This is a genomic window from uncultured Aliiroseovarius sp., assembly GCF_947492455.1.
Lineage (GTDB): Bacteria > Pseudomonadota > Alphaproteobacteria > Rhodobacterales > Rhodobacteraceae > Aliiroseovarius.
This window is the reverse complement of record NZ_CANLNB010000002.1, coordinates 634,766-657,778: the sequence shown is the minus strand read 5'-3', so window position 1 is coordinate 657,778 and position 23,013 is coordinate 634,766. Positions and strand designations below refer to the sequence as shown.

Below are 23,013 nucleotides of genomic sequence, written 5' to 3'. Positions count from 1 at the left end.
AGCCCCCGGAAAGCGCCTGATATGAGCGACGAAATCACAGAACATCCCGACCGGCCACAGCGCGGTCAGGTGTTGTTCGCGGCCCTGTTTCTGATCTGTGCCACGCTTCTGTTGGCGGCCATTGAAGATCAAACCAAGTGGCTGAAAGGCAAAGACTTCTTCGCACAACCGCGGTTCTGGCCCGCGATTGGTGTTGGCGGCATGGTGCTGTTCACCGCGCTGCATTTCTGGCATCTGCCGCGTAAACCCCGTCGCCTGCCGCGCTGGATGCGCGAGGCCGATTGGTTCCAATGGGCCGAGAGCCTGTTTTGGGCCGTATTGGCTATTGGATTGGCGCTCTGGCTTGGCCCGATTTCGGCAGCGCCCATGGTGTTTCTGGTCGCTATCATCCGCGTGACGTGGCTGTACCAGCACTGGACCGACCGGCGCGAAGCCAAGATCTGGGCGTCTGTCTTCGAATGGGCCGGATGGTTCCTAGCCTATGTTCTTCTGGTGCCGCTGATCGGCTATCTGCCGGTTACCATCGCGTTCTCGCTGATCCTGACATGGCGGGTGGGCTATCGCTCGCGCCTGATGATGTGGAGCGCGGGCATCTTCGCGGTCACCGTTGTGCTGGTCTTCAAAAGCTTCCTGCAGGTGAAGATCCCCGGTGCCGCGCTTTATGAATATTTTCCGGGCGCGCTGCGCTCGTTCTTCATCTTGAATTTCTGAGGGCAGCATGGACCTGATCTACGACTTCCTTGCTCAAGTGCAGGCCAGTTCCTCGGTTCTGGCGCGTTGGGACGTGGTGCTGGCGCTTTTAGTGGGGTCGGTCGGTGGTGTGCTGATCGGCGCGATCCCCGGCGTGGGCCCGGCGGTGGCCATTGCGATCCTGTTGCCCGCGACGTTTTCCATGGACCCGATTGTCGGGCTGACCGTGTTGCTGGGCATCTATGGCAGTTCAATGTACGGGGGCTCGATCCCTGCGATCCTGATCAACACGCCGGGCACGGCGGTGAATGCGCTGACCACCTATGACGGCTATCCGATGACCACGCGGGGCGAGGCACGGCGCGCGCTGTCGCTGGCCTATAGCTCGTCCTTCTTTGGGGGCATCTTCTCGGTCGTCTGCCTGATTTTCTTCGCACCCATTCTGGCGAAAATCGCCCCGATGTTCGGTTCGCGCGAGATCTTCTTGGCCGCCCTTCTGGGCATCATCCTTGTGGTCACGGCGCATCGCAAACACACACTGATTGCGGCTGCGATGGCCTGCTTTGGTATCTGGCTGAACACGATTGGCCTACATCCAGCCAGCTATTCGAAACGCTATACGTTTGACCAAAGTTGGCTGTCGGGCGGGGTGAACCTGATTGTTGTGGTGCTGGGGCTGTTTGCTTTGAGCCAAGCCTTTACCCTGCTGCATGGTGATGACGAAAAAGTCCGCCTGACAAAGCTGAAGGGCAGCTTCTTCCAGGGCTTCCGCGAGTTGGCCCGCCACCCGCGCATCGCCGGTATCTCAGCCACCTTCGGTGTAGTCATGGGCATGATCCCTGGCGTGGGTGAGTTCACGGCGCAGTTCATGTCCTACACATACGCGCAGAAGTCGTCGAAGCGGCCCGAGGATTTCGGGCATGGATCAAGCGAAGGGCTGATCGCGGCCGAGACGGCCAATAACGCGGTTCCCGGTGCAGCGATGGTGCCGCTTCTGGCGCTGGGCATCCCGGGCGAGGCGCTGACGGCGATGATGCTGTCGGTCTTCTATGTCCACAACGTGATCCCCGGCCCGCAGCTTTTCCAGAACGACATGGATTTTGTGGTCGCGCTGTATCTTGCGCTTCTGATCCTGAACGTGCTGGTGGTGGCTTTCCTGTTGGTGGCAACCAACCAACTGATCAAAGTGGTTAAGATCCCCAACCGCTTCCTCGGCGTTTGCATCTTGGTCCTCAGCTTTGTGGGGGTCTATTCGCTGCGCAACTCGCTGACCGACTGCATCATCGCCGCCGCTTTCGGCATCTTCGGCTTCGTCATGAAACGCATGCAACTGCCCGTCGTGCCCATCGTACTGGGCATGGTTCTGGGCGGCATCATGGAAGTGAAACTGCGCAGCGCCATGGCGCGCGTGAAGACCCCCTTGGACTTTATTGATCGCCCGATCGCGGCGATCCTCTTTGGAATGATCGTTCTGGTTCTGGCCCTGCATTTCCGCCGGGTCTGGCTGGACTATAAAGAAAGAAAGACGGACGAATGGCAGACCAGTCACGCATCAACGAGCTTTCCCGCCATCCTGTCGCGCCGCAGAAACTATATATTGACGGAGCGTGGCAAGAGGCTGAGGGCGAAGCGCAAGACGTTCTCTCGCCGATTGACGGACAAAGACTGACCACGATCGCACGGGCGTCCGCAGCAGATGTGGACCGGGCGGTTGCGGCGGCACGGCGGGCGTTTGACGACGGGCGTTGGTCGCGGGCAGCGCCTGCGCATCGCAAGAAGGTCCTGCATAAGCTGGCCGATTTGATCGAGGCCAACGCGCTGGAACTGGCGGTTCTTGGCGTGCGCGATAACGGGACCGAGATCGGCATGGCCCTGAAGGCCGAGCCGGGATCGGCGGCGGGCACCTTCCGCTACTACGCCGAGGCTTTGGACAAAGTGTATGGCGAGATTGCCCCGACCGCGCCCGGCATCTTGGGCCTTGTCCACCGGGAACCCGTGGGCGTTGTCGGCGCGATTGTCCCGTGGAACTTCCCGTTGATGATCGGCGCGTGGAAACTGGCCCCGGCGTTGGCGGCGGGGAACTCGATCGTGTTGAAACCGGCCGAAACCGCGTCGCTGTCGCTTCTGAAACTCGCCGAGCTGGCTGCCGAGGCTGGACTGCCGGATGGCGTGTTGAACGTCGTCACCGGGGCAGGGTCCGTCACCGGCGAGGCGCTGGCCCTGTCGATGGACGTTGACGTTCTGGTTTTCACAGGCTCGGGCGGGGTCGGGCGGCGGCTGTTGGAATACTCGGCGCGCTCGAACCTGAAACGCTGCTATCTGGAGCTGGGCGGCAAGTCCCCCAACGTGGTCTTCGCGGATGCGCCGGATTTGGAGCAAGCGGCCAAGGTCTCAGCTGCTGGGATCTTCCGCAACGCAGGGCAAGTTTGCGTCGCGGGTTCGCGCCTGTTGGTCGAAGAGAGTATCCATGACGAGTTTGTCAACGCCCTGTCTCGTCATGCGGCGGCGATGAAGGTGGGCAACCCGCTGGACCTGACCACCAATATCGGCGCGGTGAACAACCTGACGCAGTTGGAAGGCAACCTGAACTTCGTGACGAAAGCCGTGGAAGAGGGCGCCGAGATCGCACTTGGCGGCGCCCGCATCATGCAAGACACCGGCGGATACTTCATGGAGCCGACCGTGCTGAAAGGCGTGAAGCCGCAAGACAACGTGGCCCAGAACGAGGTCTTCGGCCCGGTGCTGGCGGTCACACCGTTTAAGTCGGATGCGGAAGCCGTCGCCATCGCCAACTCGACAAAATTCGGTTTGGCCGCGGGGGTTTGGACCTCGAACCTCAGCCGCGCACATACCATGGTGCGCGACATTCAGGCGGGCGTCGTGCATGTGAACACCTATGGCGGAGCCGACGGCACCGTTCCCTTGGGCGGCGTCAAGCAATCGGGCAACGGCCATGACAAGTCGATGCACGCCTTCGACAAGTATTTCGACCTCAAGACAGCATGGATGCAGCTATGAGCGATAAGACAATTCTGGTCGTCGGGACCTATGACACCAAAGATGACGAGCTGAACTATATCGCCGATGTGATCCGGGCGCAGGGCGGAGGTGTCGCCACGATGGACATCTCGGTTCTGGGGGATCCCAGCGCGCCGTGTGATTACTCGAAGCATGACGTGGCCGAGGCTGGTGGGTCGTCGATCCAAGCCGCCATCGACAGCGGGGATGAAAACACCGCCATGCAGATCATGGCGCAGGGCTCGGCCGCTTTGGCGTTGAAACTCTACCGAGAAAGCGTGTTCGACGGGCTGATCGTGCTGGGCGGCACGATGGGCACGGACGCGGCGCTGGACCTGTGTCAGGCGCTGCCGATTGGGGTGCCGAAATACGTTGTATCTACGGTTAGCTTCTCGCCCTTGATCCCGCCAGAACGTCTGCCTGCGGACGTGCAGATGATCCTTTGGGCCGGGGGCCTCTACGGGCTGAACTCGATCTGCAAGGCATCGCTGTCTCAGGCGGCGGGCGCCGTGCTGGGTGCGGCCCGCGCGGTCGAGAAACCGGATTTCCAAAAACCACTCATCGGCATGACCAGCTTCGGCAAAACCGTGCTGCGCTATATGGTCAGCCTGAAACCTGCACTGGAAGAACGCGGGTTCGAGGTCGCTGTGTTTCACGCCACCGGCATGGGCGGGCGCGCGTTTGAAAGCCTGGCGGGCGAGGGCGCATTTGCTGCGGTTCTGGACTTTGCCCCGCAGGAACTGGGCAATCACATTATGGGGTCGACCATTTCCGCCGGGCCTGACCGGATGACCAACGCAGGAGCATCAGGCACGCCGCAGATGGTGTCGATCGGCTGCTACGATCTGGTGGATTTCATCGGCTGGCAGGACATTCCGCCGAAACTGGCCGGCCAAGAGGTGCATGCACATAACCGCCTGCTGTCCTCGGTCATGATGACCCCGGTTCAACGGCGCGAGATGGCGCGGGCCATGTGCACGCAATTGGCAGGTGCGAAAGGTCCGGTGAACCTGATCCTGCCGCTTGAGGGTGGCAATGAATGGGACCGTCCCGGTGGCCCGCTGCATGACGCGGACGGGCTTGCTGCCTTCATCGACGAAATCCGCACCCACTGCCCCGACAACGTGACGCTGATCGAACTGGACAGCCATATCAACGACGCCGCATTTTCGGACCGCGTATTGGCGGAGTTCGATGCGTGGGTGGCGGCAGGCACAATCACCCCCTGAGACAACTTGTTGCACCCGCAATGATTTGCAATCTAGGCGCGACGGGTATTTATTGTCGGTGTTAAGGAGTGAACATGCCACACCTGTCTTTCGAATTCAGCAACGGGCTGGGCCAGCACGCGGATCTTTCCGCTTTGGCCGAAACCATGCGCACGGCTTTGGTTGCCACGGGCAAATGCCCCATTGGCGGCATCCGCGTGCGTGGGTTCGAGGCTGACATCGACGCCATTGGCGATGGGGCAGGCGGGTATCACTTCCTGGATATGATCCTCAGACTTGGGCAGGGACGGGACGAGGCCACGCGCGAGGCCATCGCCGACACCCTATACAGCGCGGTTGAGGACGCGCTGCGCCCGCAGATGGGCGACACGCCCTTCATTCTCAGTCTTGAGGTTCAGGAAATCGAAACCCGCTTCAGCCGGAAAGGTTGGAGCACGATCCACGCGGCCATCCGCGAAAGGACTGACAATGATGAAGAAACTCGATCGCGCCCTGCCTCTGGCACTTCTCCACGCCCGTGAGGCGACCCTCAAACCTTTCCGACAGGAACTCGACGACATCGGCCTGACAGTGCAGCAATGGCGTGTGGTGCGCGTGCTGGCCGAAGGCAAACCCTGCTGCGCCACCGAACTGGCCGAACGCTGCGTCCTGATGCCGCCCAGCCTGTCGCGCATCCTGAAAACCCTGACCGAACGTGGCTTGATCGAGCGTGTTGCAGACACCGACGCCCGCCGCCGCCGCGTACAAATCACCGAGGCAGGTCGGGCAAAGTACCTTGCCATGTCGCAAAAGGCTGCCGGGATCTATGAGGATCTGGAAGACAAGTTCGGGACCGAGAAGATGGAAACGCTTCTGGATCTGTTGAACGAACTTTACGACGTCGCCCGCGCTGCCTGATCGGCGTGTCACGTAACGGCGTTGTTGCATGGGGGCTTGCTGCGACCTACCCATAGGTAAGCAATGAACGAGGCCCCCCAATGTCGAATACTGACGCCCCCGAAGGCAACATCATCCTGCGCACGCTTGCCATGCCCAAGGACACCAACGTGGCCGGAGACATCTTCGGCGGCTGGGTGCTGTCCCAGATGGACATCGCGGGTGGCGTGCTGGCGGCGGAATACGCAGGCGGGCGCGTGGCCACCGTGGCGGTGGACGCGATGAAATTCATCTCGCCAGTTAAAGTGGGCGACGTCTTGTGCCTGTACGGCGAGGTCACACGGGTCGGAACCACCTCAATGTCTGTGACGCTCGAGGCATGGTCGGAACGCGATCGTGGCCGGTCCAAGCACAAAGTGACCGAGGGCGTGTTCGTCTTCGTCTCACTGGATGATGACGGCACCCCGGTCCCGGTGACGAAAGACTAGACGGCTGGCCCGTGCTGCCTGCGGTCCACCTGCAGCATGCCAAAGCGATTGGCTGTCACGGTGAATAGGTCGCCATAGTTCAGCGGCGGTTCTCCGCCCGCGCCGAGGGCCTCCCAAATCTCGCGCAGATTGCCCTTGTTGCCGACCCAAACCACGGTTTTTCCGGCGGACGCGGTGAGCAACCGCTCGGCCATACCGTTGGCGGGTAACCGGTTGATCGGCAGATCGCGGTCCGTGGCCAACGGCTGGGCCGTGTCCAGATTGCGCTGCACGCTTGGGGCGTATATCGCGTCGACATGGACCCCATCCAGCGCGCCCACCAAAGCTTGCGCCCGCGCGCGCCCGATCGCATTCAGATTTTCCCCGGTGCGATCCCCATGCCGCACGATGATCAGCGTTGTATTCGGCGCAAGCCCGAGCACACCCGGACGCGCACATGCCGTCAAAACCCCAGCGCCCGTCAGCGCCAGAAAAACCCTTCTTTTCATAATGTTTCCCCTCTTCTTAATAGGGGAAGCTTAGCAAGGGGTGGGGGATGTGGCTAGGTTTTGGGGTAAGGGCAGATAATGGCGACGTCCCGTCCGGCCGATAGGCCAGACAACGCCCCGCTGATCGGCAGGTGATTGCTTGCAATCGCCGCGAGATGACCCTCCCCGGTCATCTAAGGAAAGGCATCAGTTACTAGATCTCAAGCTAGTAGGGTTTTCGTGGGTTTCCAAATGTACCTAACCTTAACGGTTCACCATTGATCAAAATCCATCAAACTACCCACAAAAATGAAATTTTCATTTGGAATATCTTTGTTTCGAATGCGCTTTCTCCAATCCTCAATGCACTTACCTTCGTCTTCTGGCATCCTTGAGGCAACTCTAATCACTACATGATCGTCAGTATTTGAAAGTAGGTTATTTAGATGTAGGTCCATCCCGCCATAACCAAAAAGAGTCACTTCTGTAGGCTCGCATAAAATGGTATCGAGTTCCTTCCAGTAGGCACTTAGAATGGGGGAGGAACGAATTGCACCCGGTTTGCTTTTTGCATGAGTTAGAACCAAATGAGTTTTTTCAGAGCCTCGGTAGCTGCCCAAATCTGCTCTAGTTAGCTTCTGATCAATACCATTTCGGGTGACAAAAAGTGGTGAGCCGTGCAGATGGAGAAACCAACCTTCGTTTTGCGAATTAAAGTAGCCTTGATGTTTTTCAAAATCAAAACTCTTAAAAAAGCCATCGCGCAAAAGGTGATCGCTCGCGATATCGTATCCGACGTAAGCGTCATACAGGAGATCATCATAGTTTAGTGTCGCGATATGTGGTCTGTGTTCACGCACAAACTCTCTGAAACGGTTTGCGAAAACTTCGGGTAAGTATTTGTTTTGGTCATGAAATTGCGACGCAGCGTGGTGAAAGTAGCGACGCACGGCACGCGGAAACTCTACACCTTCACCAGTTAACCACCCCTCATCGTAGTTCGTTCTTTCCTGAAATACTGCGATGAGATCGCAGGCATCAACGACGCGTTGAAGATCTCTCAGCTGCTCCTCAGAAGTAGGTGCTTCAGCTTCGTTCTCAATCAGTTCATCATCGAGGCAACTATTGATCAGCTGGCGCTGTTGCGCACTCAACGGACCTTCCTCTCCCCAAGAAGTCTTGAGCGCGCGATCAAGGCAATAGAAATCGTTGTCAAATGATCGTCCAAGCCCGTTCCCAAAAATATAGAGCTTTTTCATGATATTCCTTTTTAAGAATGTAGCACTCCTGAAAGTTGAATATCTGTCATTGTTGGCATGGTAAAGGTGAAACGTAACTAGTCCCTGTAAACAAAAAACGGCCCCCGAAGGGGCCGTTCTCTTATCTCGTAAACTTCTTATGCTTCAAGCGCTTGGGCTCCAGTGCGTCCGGTCCCAGCCTGCGCTTCTTGTCCTCTTCGTAGTCCTCGAAGTTGCCTTCGAACCATTCCACATGGGCGTCGCCTTCGAAGGCGAGGATGTGGGTACAGATACGGTCAAGGAAGAAGCGGTCGTGCGAGATGACGACGGCGCAGCCGGCAAAGTCGACCAGTGCGTCTTCCAGCGCACGCAAGGTTTCCACGTCCAAATCGTTGGTCGGTTCGTCGAGGAGGAGCACGTTGCCGCCCTCTTTCAACAGACGTGCCATGTGGACGCGGTTGCGTTCACCGCCCGACAGCAGGTTCAGCTTCTTCTGCTGATCGCCGCCTTTAAAGTTGAAGCTGGAACAATAGGCGCGGGAGTTCACCTGCGCGTCGCCCAGTTCGATGATCTCGGCCCCGCCGGAAATGGCTTCCCAAACGGTGTCATTGTCATTCAGGTCATCACGCGACTGGTCCACATAGGACAGTTTCACGGTGTCGCCGAGTTCCACGGTGCCTTCGTCGGGTTGTTCCTGACCGGTCAGCATTTTGAACAGGGTCGATTTACCCGCGCCGTTCGGGCCGATCACACCGACGATGCCGCCGGGGGGCAGCGAGAAGTCGAGGTTCTCGATCAGCAGCTTGTCACCCATGTGCTTCTTCAGGCCAGTGACCTCGATCACCTTGCCGCCAAGGCGGGGGCCGTTCGGGATGACGATCTGGGCGCGACCGACTTTGTCTCGTTCGGACTGGTTGGCGAGCTCGTTATAGGCGGCGATACGGGCCTTGGATTTGGCCTGACGGGCTTTCTGGCCCTGACGCATCCATTCCAGCTCGCGTTCCAACGTTTTCTGCTTGGATTTGTCTTCGCGGGCTTCTTGCTCCAGCCGTTTGGCTTTCTGTTCCAGCCATGCCGAGTAGTTGCCTTCGTAGGGGATGCCGCGGCCACGGTCGAGTTCAAGGATCCAGCCGGTGATGTCATCCAGGAAGTAACGGTCGTGGGTAACGATCAGGATGGTGCCTTTGTAGTCGATCAGGTGCTGTTGCAGCCATGCGATGGTCTCGGCGTCCAAGTGGTTGGTCGGTTCGTCGAGAAGCAGCATGTCAGGCGCTTCCAACAGTAGCTTGCACAGCGCGACGCGGCGTTTCTCACCACCCGAGAGGGTCGTGACGTCGGCGTCATCGGGGGGGCAGCGCAGGGCCTCCATCGAGACGTCGATCTGCGCGTCCAGATCCCAGAGGTTCTGGGCGTCGATCTCGTCCTGCAGCTTTGCCATCTCCTCGGCGGTTTCGTCCGAGTAGTTCATGGCGAGCTCGTTATAACGCTCGAGGATGGCTTTTTTTTCGGCCACGCCCTGCATGACATTGCCGCGCACATCCAGCGACGGGTCCAGTTCGGGCTCCTGCGGCAGATAGCCGACTTTGGCGCCTTCGGCGGCCCAAGCTTCGCCGGTAAAATCCTTGTCGATGCCCGCCATGATGCGCATCAACGTCGATTTACCGGTGCCGTTTACACCGACTACACCGATCTTTACGCCCGGCAGGAAGCTAAGGCGGATGTCTTCGAAGCATTTCTTGCCACCGGGATAGGTCTTGGAAACACCATCCATGTGGTAGACATATTGATAAGCGGCCATGTTGCGCGTCCTCGTGTTTGACTTCCGGTTGTCTTAGCCAGACAAAGGGGGCAGGGCAATCCCGAAGGAGACGTTATGACCTATCAACCCGCCGAAGATCGCTATGAAAAGATGGAGTATCGGCGCTGTGGGGCATCCGGGCTGAAGCTGCCAGCGATCAGCTTGGGGCTGTGGCACAATTTCGGGCATGACTTTCCGCATTCCAACAAGCAGGCAATTTGCCGGACGGCGTTTGACCATGGGATCACGCATTTTGACTTGGCCAACAATTACGGCCCACCCGCAGGCAGTGCAGAAGAGGCCTTTGGAGAGATCTTGCGCAGTGATTTCGCGGGGCTGCGTGACGAGCTGATCATCAGCTCCAAGGCCGGATATGACATGTGGCCTGGGCCGTATGGTGAATGGGGTAGCCGGAAATACTTGATCGCGTCCTGTGACCAAAGTCTGAAGCGCATGGGGGTGGACTATGTGGATATCTTCTATAGCCACCGGTTTGACCCGGACACCCCGCTTGAGGAAACCATGGGTGCGCTGGATCACATCGTGCGCTCGGGGCGGGCGCTTTATGTTGGGATTTCAAGCTATAACAGCCAGCGCACACGCGAGGCCGTGGCGATCTTGAAGGATTTGGGTACGCCCTGCCTGATCCATCAGCCAAGTTACAATATGTTGAACCGTTGGGTCGAGCGTGACGGGTTGAAGGATACCTTGACCGAGCTTGGCATTGGCTCGATCGCCTTCACGCCATTGGCTCAGGGATTGCTGACTGGCAAGTACCTGCGGGGAATTCCGGCAGATAGCCGCGCCAGCCAAGGGAAGTCTTTGGCCCCTGATCTGGTGTCCGAAAAGGTCATTGAAAACCTGCGCGCGTTGGCGGCAATAGCCGAACGCCGCGGGCAGACACTGGCGCAGATGGCTTTGGCGTGGGTTCTGCGTGATGGTGGGATCACGTCCGCCCTGATTGGCGCGTCCCGCCCTGAGCAGGTTGTGGATTGCGCAGGTGCCGTTTCGCGTTTGGATTTTAACGACGAAGAACTGGCCGAGATCGATGCCTACACCGATGAAGAGACCGCGAACCTCTGGGCTGCGTCGTCAGAAACTGACTGAGTTATTTAAGCTGTGATGCGTCATAACTTTCCATATGCACGCCCCGGTCAGGTGATTGGTCTATTGGGTGGATCCTTTGATCCGGCCCACGAGGGGCACGTGCACATCTCGCGTGAGGCGCTGAAGCGGTTCGGGCTGGATCAGGTGTGGTGGTTGGTGACACCGGGCAATCCGTTGAAGGCTCATGGGCCCGCGCCGCTGGAGCAGCGTCTAGACCATGCGCGAGACGTGATGCAGCATCCGCGCGTGAAGGTCACTGAGATCGAGGCACATACCGGAACGCGCTATACGGCGGAAACGCTGGAGGCGCTGATTGCACTTTATCCGGGTGTACATTTCGTCTGGCTAATGGGCGCCGACAATCTGGCGGATTTCCATCGCTGGGAACGGTGGGACTGGATCATGTCGCACGTGCCGATTGGCATCTTGGCCCGACCGGGGGATCGCGGCGCGGCGCGTGTGTCTAAGGCGGCACGCCGGTTTCGCGCGGCGCAGTTCACTGGGCGGCAGGCCGCGAAACTGCGGGTGTCCGAGGCGCCAGCGTGGTCTTTGGTGAATGTGCCTATGGTGGATGTTTCGTCTTCCCAGATCCGGGCACGTGGGGACTGGTAAACCTGTCAGAAAGATTGTGCTGATCAGCAGGTTTCCGACTTGATTGCGCGAATGCCAGCGGGTTAACTCGCCCCATGACGAACCCTTTTTCAAGACGCGCATTTTTGGCGGGACTGGGGGCTGGGGTAGGGATGCCTGCCTTCGCCAACGCGCCTGCGACGTCGCTTTTCCCAGTGCCTAAGCCGGGCGATTACGCCAAGCGAGGTCTGCCATCGGTCGCTGCTTTGGTGGCCGATGCCGGGCTGGGCGGGAAGATTGGCTTCGTGGTGGCGGACGCGCGTACAGGCGAGGTGCTCGAGGTTCACAACCCTGTGCTGCCTTTGCCGCCTGCCAGTGTTGCGAAAGCGATCACGGGGGCCTATGCCCTATCGGTCCTTGGTGCGGAGCACCGTTTTCAAACGCGCCTGCTGGCGACTGGACCTGTGCAAGAAGGCATTATCCAAGGCGACCTGATCCTTGTGGGCGGCGCGGATCCCACGCTGGACACCGATGCACTGTCACAGATGGCAAAAGACCTGCGCGCGCTGGGCGTGAGCGGGATCACCGGTAAGTTTCATGTGAACGGCGCGTATCTGCCCTATCAGCGGGTGATTGATCCGGGGCAGCCGGATCATCTAGGATACAACCCCTCGATCTCGGGGCTGAACCTGAACTTCAACCGTGTGCATTTTGAATGGAAGCGCGAGGGGCAGAGCTGGGCTGTTGCGATGGATGCGCGGTCCGAGACTCTGCGACCTGCGGTGAAAGTCGCGCGGATGGAGGTCGTGGACAGGACGTCTCCGATTTTCACTTATAAGGACGCGGCGGGCATCGACAGTTGGACGGTTGCTCAGGCGGCCTTGGGTAAGGGCGGATCGCGTTGGTTGCCGGTTCGGCGGCCGGACATCTACACCGGTGAGGTCTTTCAGGTTCTGGCGCGCGGGCAGGGGGTGAAGCTGCCCCGCCCTCTGGCGCAAAATGGAGCAGCTGAGGGCGACGTTCTGGTGTCGCACGCCTCGGCCCCGGTCGCCGAGATCGTGCAGGGCATGCTGAAATACTCGACCAACCTGACGGCGGAAGTGGTCGGCATGGCGGCGAGTGTCGAGGCGGGTGGAGCGCCTGCGGATTTGGCAGGCTCGGCGGATCAGATGTCAGACTGGGCGCAGGACGCGTTAGGCACGCGGCGGCTGAGATTTGCGGATCATAGCGGGTTGAGCGACCAGTCCATCGTGACAGCGCGCGATATGGTGCGTGCGCTGGTCACGCTGTCTCCGGATGGCGATCTTGCGCCGCTTCTGAAAAACATCCCGCCCAAGTCCGAGCTATTGCCTGAAGGCGGAACCCACGCGATCCGTGCCAAGACCGGGACGCTGAACTTCGTGTCGGCGCTGGCGGGCTATGTCACCGTGCCCAACGGGCGCGAGCTGGCGTTTGCGATTTTCACGGCAGATATGGAGCGGAGGGGGGCCATTCCGAAAGCGTTCCGGGAACGTCCAAAGGGCGCACGCGGATGGAGCCGCCGGTCGCGACGTTTGCAACATGATCTGATTGCGCGCTGGTCGGTGCTGTTCGGGACATAAAAAAGGGGCCGTGTGGCCCCTTTTGTGTTTGCTAGCAGCAGCCTTATTCGGGCTTCGGCGGCATATTCACCGCGATTTTCGAGGCCGGGCGGTCGGCGCTCATGGCGTACCAACGCTGTACGTTTGCGTAGCTATCAAGCTCCAGCGCGTCGCCCGCGTTATAGCCGGTCAACAGCACGCGAACCCAAGGCCAGATGGCGATGTCCGCGATCGAATACTCGTCTCCGGCCACGACATCGCGCCCGTCCAGACGCTTGTCCAGAACGCTTAGAAGTCGCTTTGCTTCCGCGCGGTAGCGTTCCAGCGGGCGCTTGTCTTCGAAATCTTTCCCACCGGCGGCATAGAAGAAGCCGAACTGGCCCAACATGGGGCCAAAGCCGCCCATCTGCCACATCAGCCACTGGATGGCCTCAGCGCGTTTTACCGGATCAGAGGGTAAGAACTTTCCTGATTTTTCAGCAAGATAGATCAGGATCGCGCCGGTCTCCCACAGTGGTAGGGGTTTGCCGTCCGGTCCGTTGGGATCAATGATCGCGGGGATCTTGTTGTTTGGGTTGAGCGACAAGTATTCTGGAGTGAACTGGTCGCCATCCATGATCGAGATGCGGTGCGCTTCGTAGGGCAGGCCGGTCTCTTCCAGCATGGTCGAAGCCTTGATGCCGTTGGGGGTGGGCAGCGAGTAAAGCTGGATGGCGTCGGGCCGGGTGGCGGGCCAACGCTCGGTAATCTTGAAGTCTTGCAACATGGGGTGTCCTAGAAAGTAGAACCTTGAATGTGGCCGCGGTATCGGCGCGCGCTCAAGGGACTGCGTGTGTAGCTGAGCCCGAATATGGGGCGGCAGGGTGGCAGCTTCAAGGTTCGGCATGATCACGGGCGTGTGGTGTCCTTTCGGACACGGTGGGGAAAACAAAAAAGGGGCCAAGGGGCCCCTTTCGTGTTGGTCAAAAACCTAGTTAGCTTACAGCGTCATGTGACGGGCGCGGGCGCCGCGTTCGATGGCGGCGGCGTGTAAGCGGTCGATGCTCAGTTCGTACCGGATCTCCTCCAGAATACGAAGTTCTGGGCCTTGCAGCACACCATCGGCAGCAGCCACGTCGCAGGCCAGCGCATAGGCGGTTTCCCACAGGTTTTCCGGCAGGTTGTCCCGCACGAGGCCAAATAGCGCGTCCAGACCATCCTCGACCGCGAACAGGTCGAACACAGTTTGCGAGACGGTTTTGAACCGGTCGGGATCATAGGTCGCGAAGACCGGAAGGTGATTGACGATCCGTTCGATGGTCAAAAGCTCGGCTGACGTAATTTCTTCGTCCGATGCAGAAACGGCCATCATCACGGCAATCAGACTGTCCTGAGGGGTCAGGGAATGGGGAATATCTTGCACTTGGATTTGCTCCTCTGTTGCGGTGCAGAATATTGACCCCGCGTGCCCTTCGCAATAGGGAGTGCACAACGCGCAAGATGCGCGAGATGAAAGGAAAGCACATGTCCGAAATGCGTGACGCCGCGATGAGTTCGAAAGCCTGGCCCTTTGAAGAGGCGCGCCGGGTGCTCAAACGTTACCAGAAGGGCGCGCCGGATAAGGGATACGTGCTGTTTGAAACGGGCTATGGTCCGTCGGGTCTGCCCCATATCGGCACCTTCGGCGAGGTCGCGCGCACCACAATGATCCAGCGCGCTTTCGAGGTGATTTCCGACATTCCGACCAAGTTGGTCTGCTTCTCGGACGATCTGGACGGCATGCGAAAAGTGCCGGGCAACGTCCCGAATTCGGAAAGCCTGCATGACCACCTGCAAAAGCCGCTGACCAGTGTGCCGGATCCGTTTGGGACGCATGAAAGCTTTGGCCACCACAACAACGCCATGCTGCGTCGGTTCCTGGACACGTTCGGGTTTGAGTACGAGTTCTACTCGGCCACCGAATTCTATGGCTCGGGCCAGTTCGACGAGGTGCTGAAGCGCGCGGTCGAGAAATATGACGACATCATGGAGGTGATGCTGAAAAGCCTGCGTGAAGAGCGTCGCCAGACCTATTCGATCTTCCTGCCCATTCACCCTGAAACCGGTCGTGTCCTTTACGTCCCGATGAAAGAGGTGAACGCCGAAAATCACACCATCACCTTCGATGACGAGGATGGCAAAGAGTGGACGTTGCCCGTCACCGGCGGCAACGTGAAGCTGCAGTGGAAGCCAGACTTTGGCGCGCGCTGGGCCGCGCTGGAAGTTGACTTCGAGATGTACGGCAAGGACCACTCCACCAACACGCCGATCTATGACAAGATCTGCCGCATTCTGGGCTGGCGTGCGCCCGAGCACTTTACCTATGAGCTGTTCTTGGATGAGAACGGTCAGAAGATCTCGAAAACCTCGGGCAATGGCGTGTCGATCGACGAATGGCTGACCTATGCCTCGACCGAGAGCTTGGCCTATTTCATGTTCCTGAAGCCCAAGACCGCGAAGCGGATGCATTTTGATGTGATCCCCAAGGCGATGGACGAATATCATCAACAGCTGAATGCCTACCACAAGCAGGACCTGAAGCAGCAGTTGAACAACCCGGTGTGGCACATCCACGGCGGCGACGTGCCTGTGTCGAACATGGTCGTTCCGTTCTCGATGCTGCTCAATCTGGCGTCTGTGGCCTCGGCCCATGACAAGGCGCAGCTGTGGGGCTTCATTCAGCGCTATGCGCCGGACGCGACGCCCGAGACGCACCCGGATCTGGATGCGGCGGCAGGCTATGCCGTCAAGTACTATGAAGACTTCGTAGAGCCTGCGAAGGTCTTCCGCCTGCCCACCGATCAAGAGCGTGGCGCGCTGGAAGAACTGGCGAAAGCACTGCGCGATGGCGACGTGGCGCTGGATGCGATTGCCCGCAAGAACGAGATGATGGGCAACGACGACCCGCTGCCTGCGGTCGATTTCCACTCGGATGAGTTCCTGCAATCGGTGGTCTTCGCGCTGGGCAAGCTGCACGGGTTCGAGAACCTGCGTGATTGGTTCAAGGCGCTGTATGAAGTGCTGCTGGGCGCCAGCCAAGGTCCGCGCTTCGGTGGGTTTGCAGCCCTTTACGGTGCCGAGGAAACGGCTGCCCTGATCGACAAAGCGTTGGCCGGAGAGCTGGTGAAGTAAGGCCAGCAAGGCATTGAAATACAAGACGGCGTCCGAGTGATCGGGCGCCGTTTTTCGTTCCGCTCCCCGCGCAACGCTCGCCTGTCTTAACGCCCGTTAACACCTGACGCTTACCCCTTTTGACGTTTCTCGCCCCGTCCTGCGCGCCCCAACGCGTCTGCGCGGGGCCTTGCGTGGATATCGACCGGAAAGGGAACCTGATGAACAAGGCGATTACCGAAGGGGTGGTGTTCATGCCGCCTGAATTTGAGGATGGGCTAGATGTTTGGTCAAGCGAGGACGGCACCCCCGGCAGTCTGACCTATGACGGGGCAGGCAATGCGGCGATTGTTCCGGCGGATCAGGATTTCGATAGCTGTCTGGAGCTGTTCAAGGACCAGAATACGCAGACGCTGCGCTATATGGGCCAGACCCCGTTCGAGCAGGGCTGTTATCTGCGGGTGCGTGCACGGGTCAAGGCGATCTCGGGCCCGCTGCCATCGGTACGCATTGCGACGCGTCCCAGCCTGACGGGCGGTGGCCACGCCACCGGCTATGTCGAAACCGGGCCCGAGGTGGCTTTGACGTCATATGGTGAGGTGGTCGAGGTCTCGGCCATCATCGGGTCGGGCAGCCGGTCGAGCGTCGATATGGTCTGGGGCGAAGACGTCGCCTATGCCCATGTGGGTCTGGATTTGACCGGGTCGAATGGTGCGGCAGTGCGCATTGACGACATCATCGTCGAGGACGTGACCGGCGCCTATCTGCGCGACATGATGGATTGGGTCGATGTGCGCGATTTTGGGGCCGTTGGGGACGGCGTCACCGATGACCGTGCGGCGTTTCAGGCGGCTGATGCAGCTGCCGGTGGGCGTACCCTGCTGGTTCCTGAAGGGGTCTTTTATATCGGTGGGAATCTGACTCTGCACACGGACATTCGCTTTGAAGGCACGATGACGATGCCGGACAATGTGTATCTGTCCATGACGCGCAGTTTCGACCTGCCCAACTATATCGACGCGTTCGGCAGCGAGCTTCTGGGCTTCCGCAAGGCGTTTCAGGCGCTGCTGCACTATGCCGACCACAAGGTTCTGGACTTGGGCGGACGCCGCATCGATGTGACCGAGCCGATCGACATGCAGGCGGCCTATGCGACGTCGGACACGTTCCTGATCCGGCGCGCGATCCGCAATGGCCAGTTCTACGTCATCGGGGGATCGGCTTGGGATGACGAGGTGACGACCTCGGCTGCGCAGTATAGTCCGGCCAATCCGATGAAGCTGACCAACGTTCCGGGGATCTCGGCGATCCAACCCGGTTCAATCGTGACCGGCAATGGTGTCGGGCGCGAGGTCTATGTGAAATCCGTCAATGTCAGCGCCTCTGAACTTGAACTGAGCCGCCCGCTTTGGGGGGCGGACCCCAACCAGACCTATACGTTTACCCGTCACAAATACGTGCTGGATTTCGGTGGATTTGCCGAGCTGCGCCGCCTGAACATGATCGAGATCGAGTTCCAGTGTAACTCGCAAGCCTCGGCGGTGATGCTGGCGAAGAACGGCGAGAATATGGTATTCCAGGACTGCCACTTCATCAAGCCGAAGAACCACGGGATCAGCTCGATCGGACGGGCATGTCAGGGGCTGCAGGTAGACCGCTGCCAGTTCATCTCGGCCGAACAAAGCATGGCCGCGACAGACCGTGTGTCGGTGGCGCTGAATGTGAATGCCAACGACTCGAAGATCCGCGATACGCAGTTCCAGCGCATGGGGACGTCGATGGTGATGTATGGCTCGGGCCATGTCATTCAGGGCAACCATATGTATCAGGGCGATGAAGTCACGGATGGTCCGCGTGTGGCGGGGCTTGTGTTTACGCTGGAGAACAACAAGACCGTGCTGACCGGCAACTATATCGACAACTGCATGATCGAGTGGAACAACGAGCACGACTCGGAGCCTGATTTCAGCAGCGAATATGCGTTCGGGGGGATGACCATCACCGACAACATCTTTACCGCGAATGATGTTGCGTCGTGGTTTACCTGGATCATGATTAAGCCGTTTGGGACTGGCCACTACCTGTCGGGCCTGCATGTCACTAACAACACCTTCCGGTCGTTGAACGGACGTATTGACCGGGTCGAAGGCGTGTCGACCACGCATGGGACGCTGAACGGGTGGAGCATGCGCGACGTGACCTTCAAGGATAATGCCTTCGTCGGCGTCGATCAGCGGACGATCTCGCCCGTGACGCTTGAGTTCAACCAAAATACCGAAGCCAGCACATGGAACTTGGATGGCTCGGCTTACTTCCCGTTTGGCGGTAATGCGCGGACGGTCAGTTCCGTGGTGATCGAAGGCGATCTGCGCGACAGTTCCAACAATCAAGTCTGGGACAATCCGCATGTTCTGGTGAACCAAGGAGCCGGTGCGAAACTGGCGCAGTTGAAATGGTCCAAGCCAGTGCGTGGCACAGCTCATGTGACCCTGCGTACGGACAAGCCTGTTTAATATGCTTCAGAAAGGGCCCGCCAATTGGTGGGCCCATTTTCGACAATTTTCGAGGGAAATGCTTCAACATCTTCAATTTTCTTGATGCTGATCAAGGCGCGATCTGGGCGGGTTTGTTAGAGGCAAATCGGACAATCAAGGAGAGATGCGAATGACTGCGACCCAGACCCGTAATAGTGCGCCGAAAACTGCTGCAAAGGCGGCCTCGAAGCCTGCAGAGGCGCCCAAGACCGAGCCCAAACCGTTCCCTAAGGTAAGCGCAGATCAGATCCGCGAGACCTTTGAAAACGGCAAATACCCCTATGACACAAAGCTGGGTCGTAAGGAATACGAAGCCGAGAAAGCACGCCTGCAGGCCGAGCTTTTGAAAGTGCAGCGCTGGGTTGGTGAAACGGGTCAGAAATTCGTGCTTCTGTTCGAAGGTCGTGACGCGGCCGGCAAGGGCGGCACGATCAAACGCTTTATGGAACATCTCAACCCGCGCGAAGCCCGCGTTGTTGCACTGAACAAGCCCACCGACGAAGAGCGCGGCCAGTGGTTCTATCAGCGCTATATCAGCCAGCTGCCGACCGAGGGCGAAATGGTTTTCTATGACCGCTCGTGGTACAACCGCGCAGGCGTTGAACGCGTGATGGGCTTTTGTTCCCCCAGCGAATATCTTGAGTTCATGCGCCAGACGCCCGAATACGAACGCATGCTGACGCGCTCGGGCATTCGCCTGTACAAATACTGGTTCTCGGTCACCCGTGAAGAGCAGAAGCGCCGCTTTGACAGCCGCAAGGACGACCCGTTGAAGCGCTGGAAGCTGAGCCCTGTTGATGTGGCATCGCTCTCGAAATGGGACGACTACACGGAAGCTAAAGAGGCGATGTTCTTCTATACAGACACTGCCGATGCGCCGTGGACCATCATCAAGTCGAACGACAAAAAGCGTGCGCGCTTGGAGTGCATGCGCCACTTCCTGTCGACCATTGACTATCCGGACAAGGACTATGACTTGGTCCGTGCACCGGATCCGCTGATCGTGGGTCATGCCAGCCAGGTGATCCACAACGCGGACCATATTCTGGGCGCAAGCCTGCATCCGGATCAGCGTCGCGGCTGATCTGCCAGACAACACAGAACGACGGGGGCGCTTCGGCGCCCCTTTTTCATTCAATCTTTTGTTGAGGCGGGGTAGTCTGGAGAAAACAGATTTGCGCACGGACCCCGGAGCGCTTTTTATACAAGCAGCGCAGGTGATTTTATGCCCTATTCCAGACGTTTCCTTCTGGCCGGTTTGTCGGTTGTTTCTCTTGGGGCTTGCCAATCTGGAAGCGCAGTAAGCAGCGTTCCGCTTAGTGCGTCTGGTGGTATGCGTACAGTGCGCAATGCGCGGTTTGACGCGTGGGTGCCGGGTGCAAAGAAACGGATGATCGCGCGCGGGTTGCCTGCGTCCGCAGTCAACCGTGCCTTCCGCGATGTGGGGTATCTGCCCGGCGTGGTGGACCGCGACCGCAATCAGACCGAATTCGTGCGCTCGTTCGAGGACTATCTGGCTATCGCAGCTTCGGACGCGCGGATTGCAAAGGGGCGGGCGATGCTGTCCAGACATGCAGGCCTGCTGAACCGGCTTGAAGCCCGTTACGGCGTCGAGAAAGAGGTGATCGTCGCCGTCTGGGGTGTCGAAAGCCGCTATGGCGAACGGCGCGGCGATGTGCCGGTGATGTCCGCGCTGGCAACACTGGCGTTTGACGGGCGACGTGGTCGCTTCTTCGAAGGTCAGATGGCGGCCGCGATCAAGATCCTTGCACGCGGCGACGTCACGCCTGCGCGCATGGTGGGCAGTTGGGCAGGCGCAATGGGGCATACGCAGTTCATCCCCTCGTCCTATCTGGCCTATGCGGTGGATTTCCGCGGCGACGGCAAGGCGGATATCTGGTCAGATGATCCCACCGACGCGCTGGCCTCGACCGCCGCGTATCTTAGCCGGTCGGGCTGGAGGCGCGGGCAGCGATGGGGCGAAGAGATCACCGGGCGTTTGCCGTCGGGCAGGGGGCGCGTGGTCAAGCCTGCAGGTGACAGTGGCCCGGTGTTCGAAGTCTATCAAAACTACGCGGTTCTGGCCCGCTACAACAACGCGCAGAAATACATCATTGGCGTCGGGCATCTGTCTGACCGGTTGGTCGGACGCCCCGCGCTGCGTGCCTCGTTCGGACCAGATGAACACGGGTTGACGCTAGTGGATCGCAAGGCCCTGCAACGCGGGCTGATCCGCGCAGGCTTTGACACGGGCGAGGCCGATGGCGTCTTGGGCAAAAAGACCTTCGCCGCGATTGAGGCCTTCCAGAGGTCGCGCGGGCTTCGGGTGACTGGCACGCCATCGAATGCGTTGCTTGCAATGCTGCGATAGCGCCAACACTCTGTACTTGCCCCGCCGCACCACCCACAATAGAGGTGGGGAATGACACAGGTAATGACTCTCCCTCAGCACATGCGTGCAGTTCTGGTTCTGGGCACCCCGTTGGTGGCCTCACAGCTGGCGCAGTTTTCGGTGCAGATCACCGACACGATCATGCTGGGCTGGTACGGGGTCGAGGAACTGGCCGCCGTCACGCTGGCAGGCACATTCTTTTTCATTTTCCTGATTATGGGGGCAGGGCCGGGCTTTGCCCTGATGCCCATGGTGGCCGAGGCGGAAGAGGCCGGCGACGAGGTCCGCGTGCGGCGCCTGACCCGCATGGCTCTGTGGATTTCGGTTGGCTTTGCACTGGCCGTGCTGCCCCTGATGTGGATGTCTGCGCCGATCCTGCAGGCCATGGGGCAGGACGAAGTGCTCAGCCTGATTGCGCAGGACTATCTGCGGATCGCAGGCTTTGGCATGATCCCGTCTTTGATCGTGATGTCCTTGCGCAGCTACCTGTCCGCGCTGGAGCACGCACGCATTGTCCTGTGGGCGACGGTGATTGCGGCCGTGATGAATGCGGTCATCAACTATGCACTGATCTTCGGCAACTGGGGCGCGCCGGAACTGGGCGTACGTGGCGCGGCGATTGCTTCGGTCACGATCCAGATCGCAGCGGGGATCGTTCTGTGGATCTATGCCGCGCGCCTGAACCCGGAACAGGCCTTGTTCCAACGGCTTTGGAAACCAGATTGGGAGGCCTTGGTGGCACTCCTGAGACTGGGCATTCCCATCGGCATGACCACATTGGCCGAGGTGGGGATGTTTTCGGCCTCGACCATCGTTGTGGGACTGATCGGCACGCTCGAGCTCGCCGCGCACGGCATCGCGCTTCAGATCACGGCGCTGTTCTTCATGGTGCATCTGGGCCTGTCGATGACGGCGACGGTGCGCGCGGGCCGCGCCTTGGGCCGCCGGGACGAGCTGGGCCTACGCCGGGGCGCCCTGGCCGTAACGCTGGCCTCGGTCCTCTTCGGCGGGCTGACGGTCATCCTGTTCTTGGTCTTCCCGGCGCCGCTGATCCAGCTGTTCCTCGACCCGAACGAAGTCTTGCGCGATCAGATCGTCGTGCTTGGCACCTCGCTTCTTGTAGTCGCCGCTCTGTTTCAATTCGCAGACGGCGCACAGGCCATCGCCATGGGGCTTCTGCGCGGCGTGCAGGACACACGGGTGCCCATGATCATCGCCAGCCTCAGCTATTGGCTGGTCGGCATGGGGTCGTCCTATGTGCTGGGCATCACGCTGGGCTTTGGCGCTGTGGGTGTCTGGTGGGGGCTGCTGCTGGGCCTCGTTTGCGCCGGCGCCTTCATGTCGTGGCGCTTTTGGATGCAAAGCTCGCGCATTGGCGTACGAGGCTAAAGCACTTGGCGGCCAGCACCTCGCATTTTCTTGTTATAAATATCCTGGGGTGAGCCTCAACGAGGCGAGGGGCAAAGCCCCTTTTGCGCAGGCTATCCCTTGATCAGCCGATCCGCCTTTTTACGAACCAACATCGTGCGCAGATCGTGCATGGCCAGCAAAAGTGCGTCGGTCACCTGCTCCAGATCCTCATCCGAGGCGCGTGCCTGCGCCCAATGCGTCGTCAGGTTCAGGTGATCGACCGTGCGCAGGATGTCGTCAACTTCGCGCTGCTTCAGATGCGCTCGGCGCTGCTCCATCCACTCGGCAATCGCGGCATTGTCCTCGTCGGACAATTCGCGACCGCCTTGGGGTTTCACATCGCCGTTTTTGATGTTCAAAACCGCAATCTGGTCCAGCTCGATCCGGCGCTGCCGGTTTTCCGTATCCACCTTGAACACGAAAGCTCCGTTTTCACGGACACGGAAATAATAGTCAGGCAGGACAGCGGACATCTGGGACCTTTCGA

Annotated in this window: 21 protein-coding genes; 15 read left to right on the top strand and 6 right to left on the bottom strand. The window is 59.4% G+C overall.

From position 1 onward, the window contains the following. The first annotated feature begins 21 nt into the window (after positions 1–21). The 7 genes from Q0677_RS06665 to Q0677_RS06635 all read left to right on the top strand — a co-directional run bounded on the left by Q0677_RS06665 (position 22) and on the right by Q0677_RS06635 (position 6,301). Complete coding sequence (locus tag Q0677_RS06665; protein WP_298907427.1) at positions 22–711, top strand: tripartite tricarboxylate transporter TctB family protein; 690 nt, start codon at positions 22–24, stop codon at positions 709–711. Positions 712–718: 7 nt separating this feature from the next. Then, positions 719–2,359: a tripartite tricarboxylate transporter permease gene (locus tag Q0677_RS06660; RefSeq protein WP_298907424.1), complete on the top strand. Its 1,641-nt coding sequence runs from the start codon at positions 719–721 to the stop codon at positions 2,357–2,359. After that, complete coding sequence (locus Q0677_RS06655) at positions 2,242–3,708, top strand: aldehyde dehydrogenase (protein ID WP_298907533.1); 1,467 nt, start codon at positions 2,242–2,244, stop codon at positions 3,706–3,708. The genes Q0677_RS06660 and Q0677_RS06655 overlap by 118 nt, the downstream gene beginning before the upstream one ends. Beyond that, complete coding sequence (locus Q0677_RS06650) at positions 3,705–4,937, top strand: Tm-1-like ATP-binding domain-containing protein (RefSeq protein WP_298907421.1); 1,233 nt, start codon at positions 3,705–3,707, stop codon at positions 4,935–4,937. The genes Q0677_RS06655 and Q0677_RS06650 overlap by 4 nt, the downstream gene beginning before the upstream one ends. A gap of 74 nt (positions 4,938–5,011) precedes the next feature. Next, positions 5,012–5,458 (top strand): 5-carboxymethyl-2-hydroxymuconate Delta-isomerase, encoded by a 447-nt coding sequence (locus tag Q0677_RS06645; RefSeq protein WP_133486204.1) that lies wholly within the window; start codon positions 5,012–5,014, stop codon positions 5,456–5,458. Next, complete coding sequence (gene hpaR, locus Q0677_RS06640; protein WP_298907400.1) at positions 5,409–5,834, top strand: homoprotocatechuate degradation operon regulator HpaR; 426 nt, start codon at positions 5,409–5,411, stop codon at positions 5,832–5,834. The genes Q0677_RS06645 and hpaR overlap by 50 nt, the downstream gene beginning before the upstream one ends. Positions 5,835–5,914: 80 nt before the next feature. Then, positions 5,915–6,301, top strand: coding sequence for an acyl-CoA thioesterase (locus Q0677_RS06635; protein WP_298907396.1), 387 nt, complete (start codon positions 5,915–5,917; stop codon positions 6,299–6,301). Here Q0677_RS06635 and Q0677_RS06630 read toward each other — a convergent pair. From Q0677_RS06630 to ettA, 3 genes are all read right to left on the bottom strand, one after another. Beyond that, positions 6,298–6,789 (bottom strand): histidine phosphatase family protein, encoded by a 492-nt coding sequence (locus Q0677_RS06630; protein ID WP_298907394.1) that lies wholly within the window; start codon positions 6,787–6,789, stop codon positions 6,298–6,300. The two genes, Q0677_RS06635 and Q0677_RS06630, sit on opposite strands and share 4 nt — an antisense overlap. Positions 6,790–7,040: 251 nt before the next feature. After that, positions 7,041–8,027 (bottom strand): hypothetical protein, encoded by a 987-nt coding sequence (locus Q0677_RS06625; protein ID WP_298907391.1) that lies wholly within the window; start codon positions 8,025–8,027, stop codon positions 7,041–7,043. Positions 8,028–8,148: 121 nt separating this feature from the next. Then, on the bottom strand, positions 8,149–9,804 hold the full coding sequence (ettA, locus tag Q0677_RS06620) for an energy-dependent translational throttle protein EttA (RefSeq protein ID WP_298907388.1): 1,656 nt from the start codon (positions 9,802–9,804) through the stop codon (positions 8,149–8,151). A 75-nt stretch (positions 9,805–9,879) separates the two neighbouring features. Here ettA and mgrA point away from each other — a divergent pair, with 75 nt between their 5' ends. From mgrA to dacB, 3 genes are all read left to right on the top strand, one after another. Next, complete coding sequence (gene mgrA, locus Q0677_RS06615; protein ID WP_298907385.1) at positions 9,880–10,911, top strand: L-glyceraldehyde 3-phosphate reductase; 1,032 nt, start codon at positions 9,880–9,882, stop codon at positions 10,909–10,911. A 15-nt stretch (positions 10,912–10,926) separates the two neighbouring features. Beyond that, complete coding sequence (locus Q0677_RS06610; RefSeq protein WP_298907530.1) at positions 10,927–11,523, top strand: nicotinate-nucleotide adenylyltransferase; 597 nt, start codon at positions 10,927–10,929, stop codon at positions 11,521–11,523. 74 nt (positions 11,524–11,597) lie between these two features. Then, positions 11,598–13,082 carry a D-alanyl-D-alanine carboxypeptidase/D-alanyl-D-alanine-endopeptidase gene (gene dacB, locus Q0677_RS06605; protein ID WP_298907382.1) on the top strand — a complete coding sequence of 495 codons (1,485 nt, stop codon included), beginning with the start codon at positions 11,598–11,600 and terminating at the stop codon, positions 13,080–13,082. A 43-nt stretch (positions 13,083–13,125) separates the two neighbouring features. Here dacB and Q0677_RS06600 read toward each other — a convergent pair whose 3' ends face one another. Together Q0677_RS06600 and Q0677_RS06595 are read right to left on the bottom strand one after the other, a co-directional pair. Next, complete coding sequence (locus Q0677_RS06600; protein ID WP_298907379.1) at positions 13,126–13,827, bottom strand: glutathione binding-like protein; 702 nt, start codon at positions 13,825–13,827, stop codon at positions 13,126–13,128. A gap of 213 nt (positions 13,828–14,040) precedes the next feature. Continuing rightward, complete coding sequence (locus Q0677_RS06595; RefSeq protein ID WP_298907527.1) at positions 14,041–14,412, bottom strand: tellurite resistance TerB family protein; 372 nt, start codon at positions 14,410–14,412, stop codon at positions 14,041–14,043. A gap of 152 nt (positions 14,413–14,564) precedes the next feature. Between Q0677_RS06595 and Q0677_RS06590 the strand changes: the two genes are divergently transcribed. From Q0677_RS06590 to Q0677_RS06570, 5 genes are all read left to right on the top strand, one after another. Then, entirely contained in the window at positions 14,565–16,211 is a 1,647-nt protein-coding gene (locus Q0677_RS06590) for a lysine--tRNA ligase (protein WP_298907377.1), read from the top strand. A gap of 200 nt (positions 16,212–16,411) precedes the next feature. Then, positions 16,412–18,703, top strand: coding sequence for a glycosyl hydrolase family 28-related protein (locus tag Q0677_RS06585; protein WP_298907376.1), 2,292 nt, complete (start codon positions 16,412–16,414; stop codon positions 18,701–18,703). 151 nt (positions 18,704–18,854) lie between these two features. Next, positions 18,855–19,808: a polyphosphate kinase 2 gene (ppk2, locus tag Q0677_RS06580; protein WP_298907374.1), complete on the top strand. Its 954-nt coding sequence runs from the start codon at positions 18,855–18,857 to the stop codon at positions 19,806–19,808. A 141-nt stretch (positions 19,809–19,949) separates the two neighbouring features. Further along, entirely contained in the window at positions 19,950–21,095 is a 1,146-nt protein-coding gene (locus Q0677_RS06575; RefSeq protein WP_298907373.1) for a lytic murein transglycosylase, read from the top strand. Between the two features lie 51 nt (positions 21,096–21,146). Continuing rightward, positions 21,147–22,505, top strand: a complete 1,359-nt coding sequence (locus Q0677_RS06570; RefSeq protein WP_298907370.1) for an MATE family efflux transporter — start codon at positions 21,147–21,149, stop codon at positions 22,503–22,505. 92 nt (positions 22,506–22,597) lie between these two features. On the opposite strand, the gene Q0677_RS06565 is transcribed toward Q0677_RS06570, so the two are convergent. After that, positions 22,598–22,999, bottom strand: a complete 402-nt coding sequence (locus tag Q0677_RS06565) for a hypothetical protein (protein ID WP_298907368.1) — start codon at positions 22,997–22,999, stop codon at positions 22,598–22,600. Between the last annotated feature and the right edge of the window lie 14 nt (positions 23,000–23,013).

Bases quoted from the DNA above. Each gene is read 5' to 3' on its own strand.
- Q0677_RS06590 (WP_298907377.1), top strand. From the start codon at position 14,565: ATGTCCGAAATGCGTGACGCCGCGATGAGTTCGAAAGCCTGGCCCTTT.
- mgrA (WP_298907385.1), top strand. From the start codon at position 9,880: ATGACCTATCAACCCGCCGAAGATCGCTATGAAAAGATGGAGTATCGG.
- Q0677_RS06575 (WP_298907373.1), top strand. From the start codon at position 19,950: ATGCCCTATTCCAGACGTTTCCTTCTGGCCGGTTTGTCGGTTGTTTCT.
- Q0677_RS06630 (WP_298907394.1), bottom strand. From the start codon at position 6,789: ATGAAAAGAAGGGTTTTTCTGGCGCTGACGGGCGCTGGGGTTTTGACG.
- Q0677_RS06595 (WP_298907527.1), bottom strand. From the start codon at position 14,412: ATGATGGCCGTTTCTGCATCGGACGAAGAAATTACGTCAGCCGAGCTT.
- Q0677_RS06635 (WP_298907396.1), top strand. From the start codon at position 5,915: ATGTCGAATACTGACGCCCCCGAAGGCAACATCATCCTGCGCACGCTT.
- Q0677_RS06645 (WP_133486204.1), top strand. From the start codon at position 5,012: ATGCCACACCTGTCTTTCGAATTCAGCAACGGGCTGGGCCAGCACGCG.
- Q0677_RS06650 (WP_298907421.1), top strand. From the start codon at position 3,705: ATGAGCGATAAGACAATTCTGGTCGTCGGGACCTATGACACCAAAGAT.
- hpaR (WP_298907400.1), top strand. From the start codon at position 5,409: ATGAAGAAACTCGATCGCGCCCTGCCTCTGGCACTTCTCCACGCCCGT.
- ettA (WP_298907388.1), bottom strand. From the start codon at position 9,804: ATGGCCGCTTATCAATATGTCTACCACATGGATGGTGTTTCCAAGACC.
- Q0677_RS06570 (WP_298907370.1), top strand. From the start codon at position 21,147: ATGACACAGGTAATGACTCTCCCTCAGCACATGCGTGCAGTTCTGGTT.
- Q0677_RS06665 (WP_298907427.1), top strand. From the start codon at position 22: ATGAGCGACGAAATCACAGAACATCCCGACCGGCCACAGCGCGGTCAG.
- Q0677_RS06610 (WP_298907530.1), top strand. From the start codon at position 10,927: ATGCGTCATAACTTTCCATATGCACGCCCCGGTCAGGTGATTGGTCTA.
- Q0677_RS06585 (WP_298907376.1), top strand. From the start codon at position 16,412: ATGAACAAGGCGATTACCGAAGGGGTGGTGTTCATGCCGCCTGAATTT.
- Q0677_RS06625 (WP_298907391.1), bottom strand. From the start codon at position 8,027: ATGAAAAAGCTCTATATTTTTGGGAACGGGCTTGGACGATCATTTGAC.
- ppk2 (WP_298907374.1), top strand. From the start codon at position 18,855: ATGACTGCGACCCAGACCCGTAATAGTGCGCCGAAAACTGCTGCAAAG.
- dacB (WP_298907382.1), top strand. From the start codon at position 11,598: ATGACGAACCCTTTTTCAAGACGCGCATTTTTGGCGGGACTGGGGGCT.
- Q0677_RS06660 (WP_298907424.1), top strand. From the start codon at position 719: ATGGACCTGATCTACGACTTCCTTGCTCAAGTGCAGGCCAGTTCCTCG.
- Q0677_RS06565 (WP_298907368.1), bottom strand. From the start codon at position 22,999: ATGTCCGCTGTCCTGCCTGACTATTATTTCCGTGTCCGTGAAAACGGA.
- Q0677_RS06600 (WP_298907379.1), bottom strand. From the start codon at position 13,827: ATGTTGCAAGACTTCAAGATTACCGAGCGTTGGCCCGCCACCCGGCCC.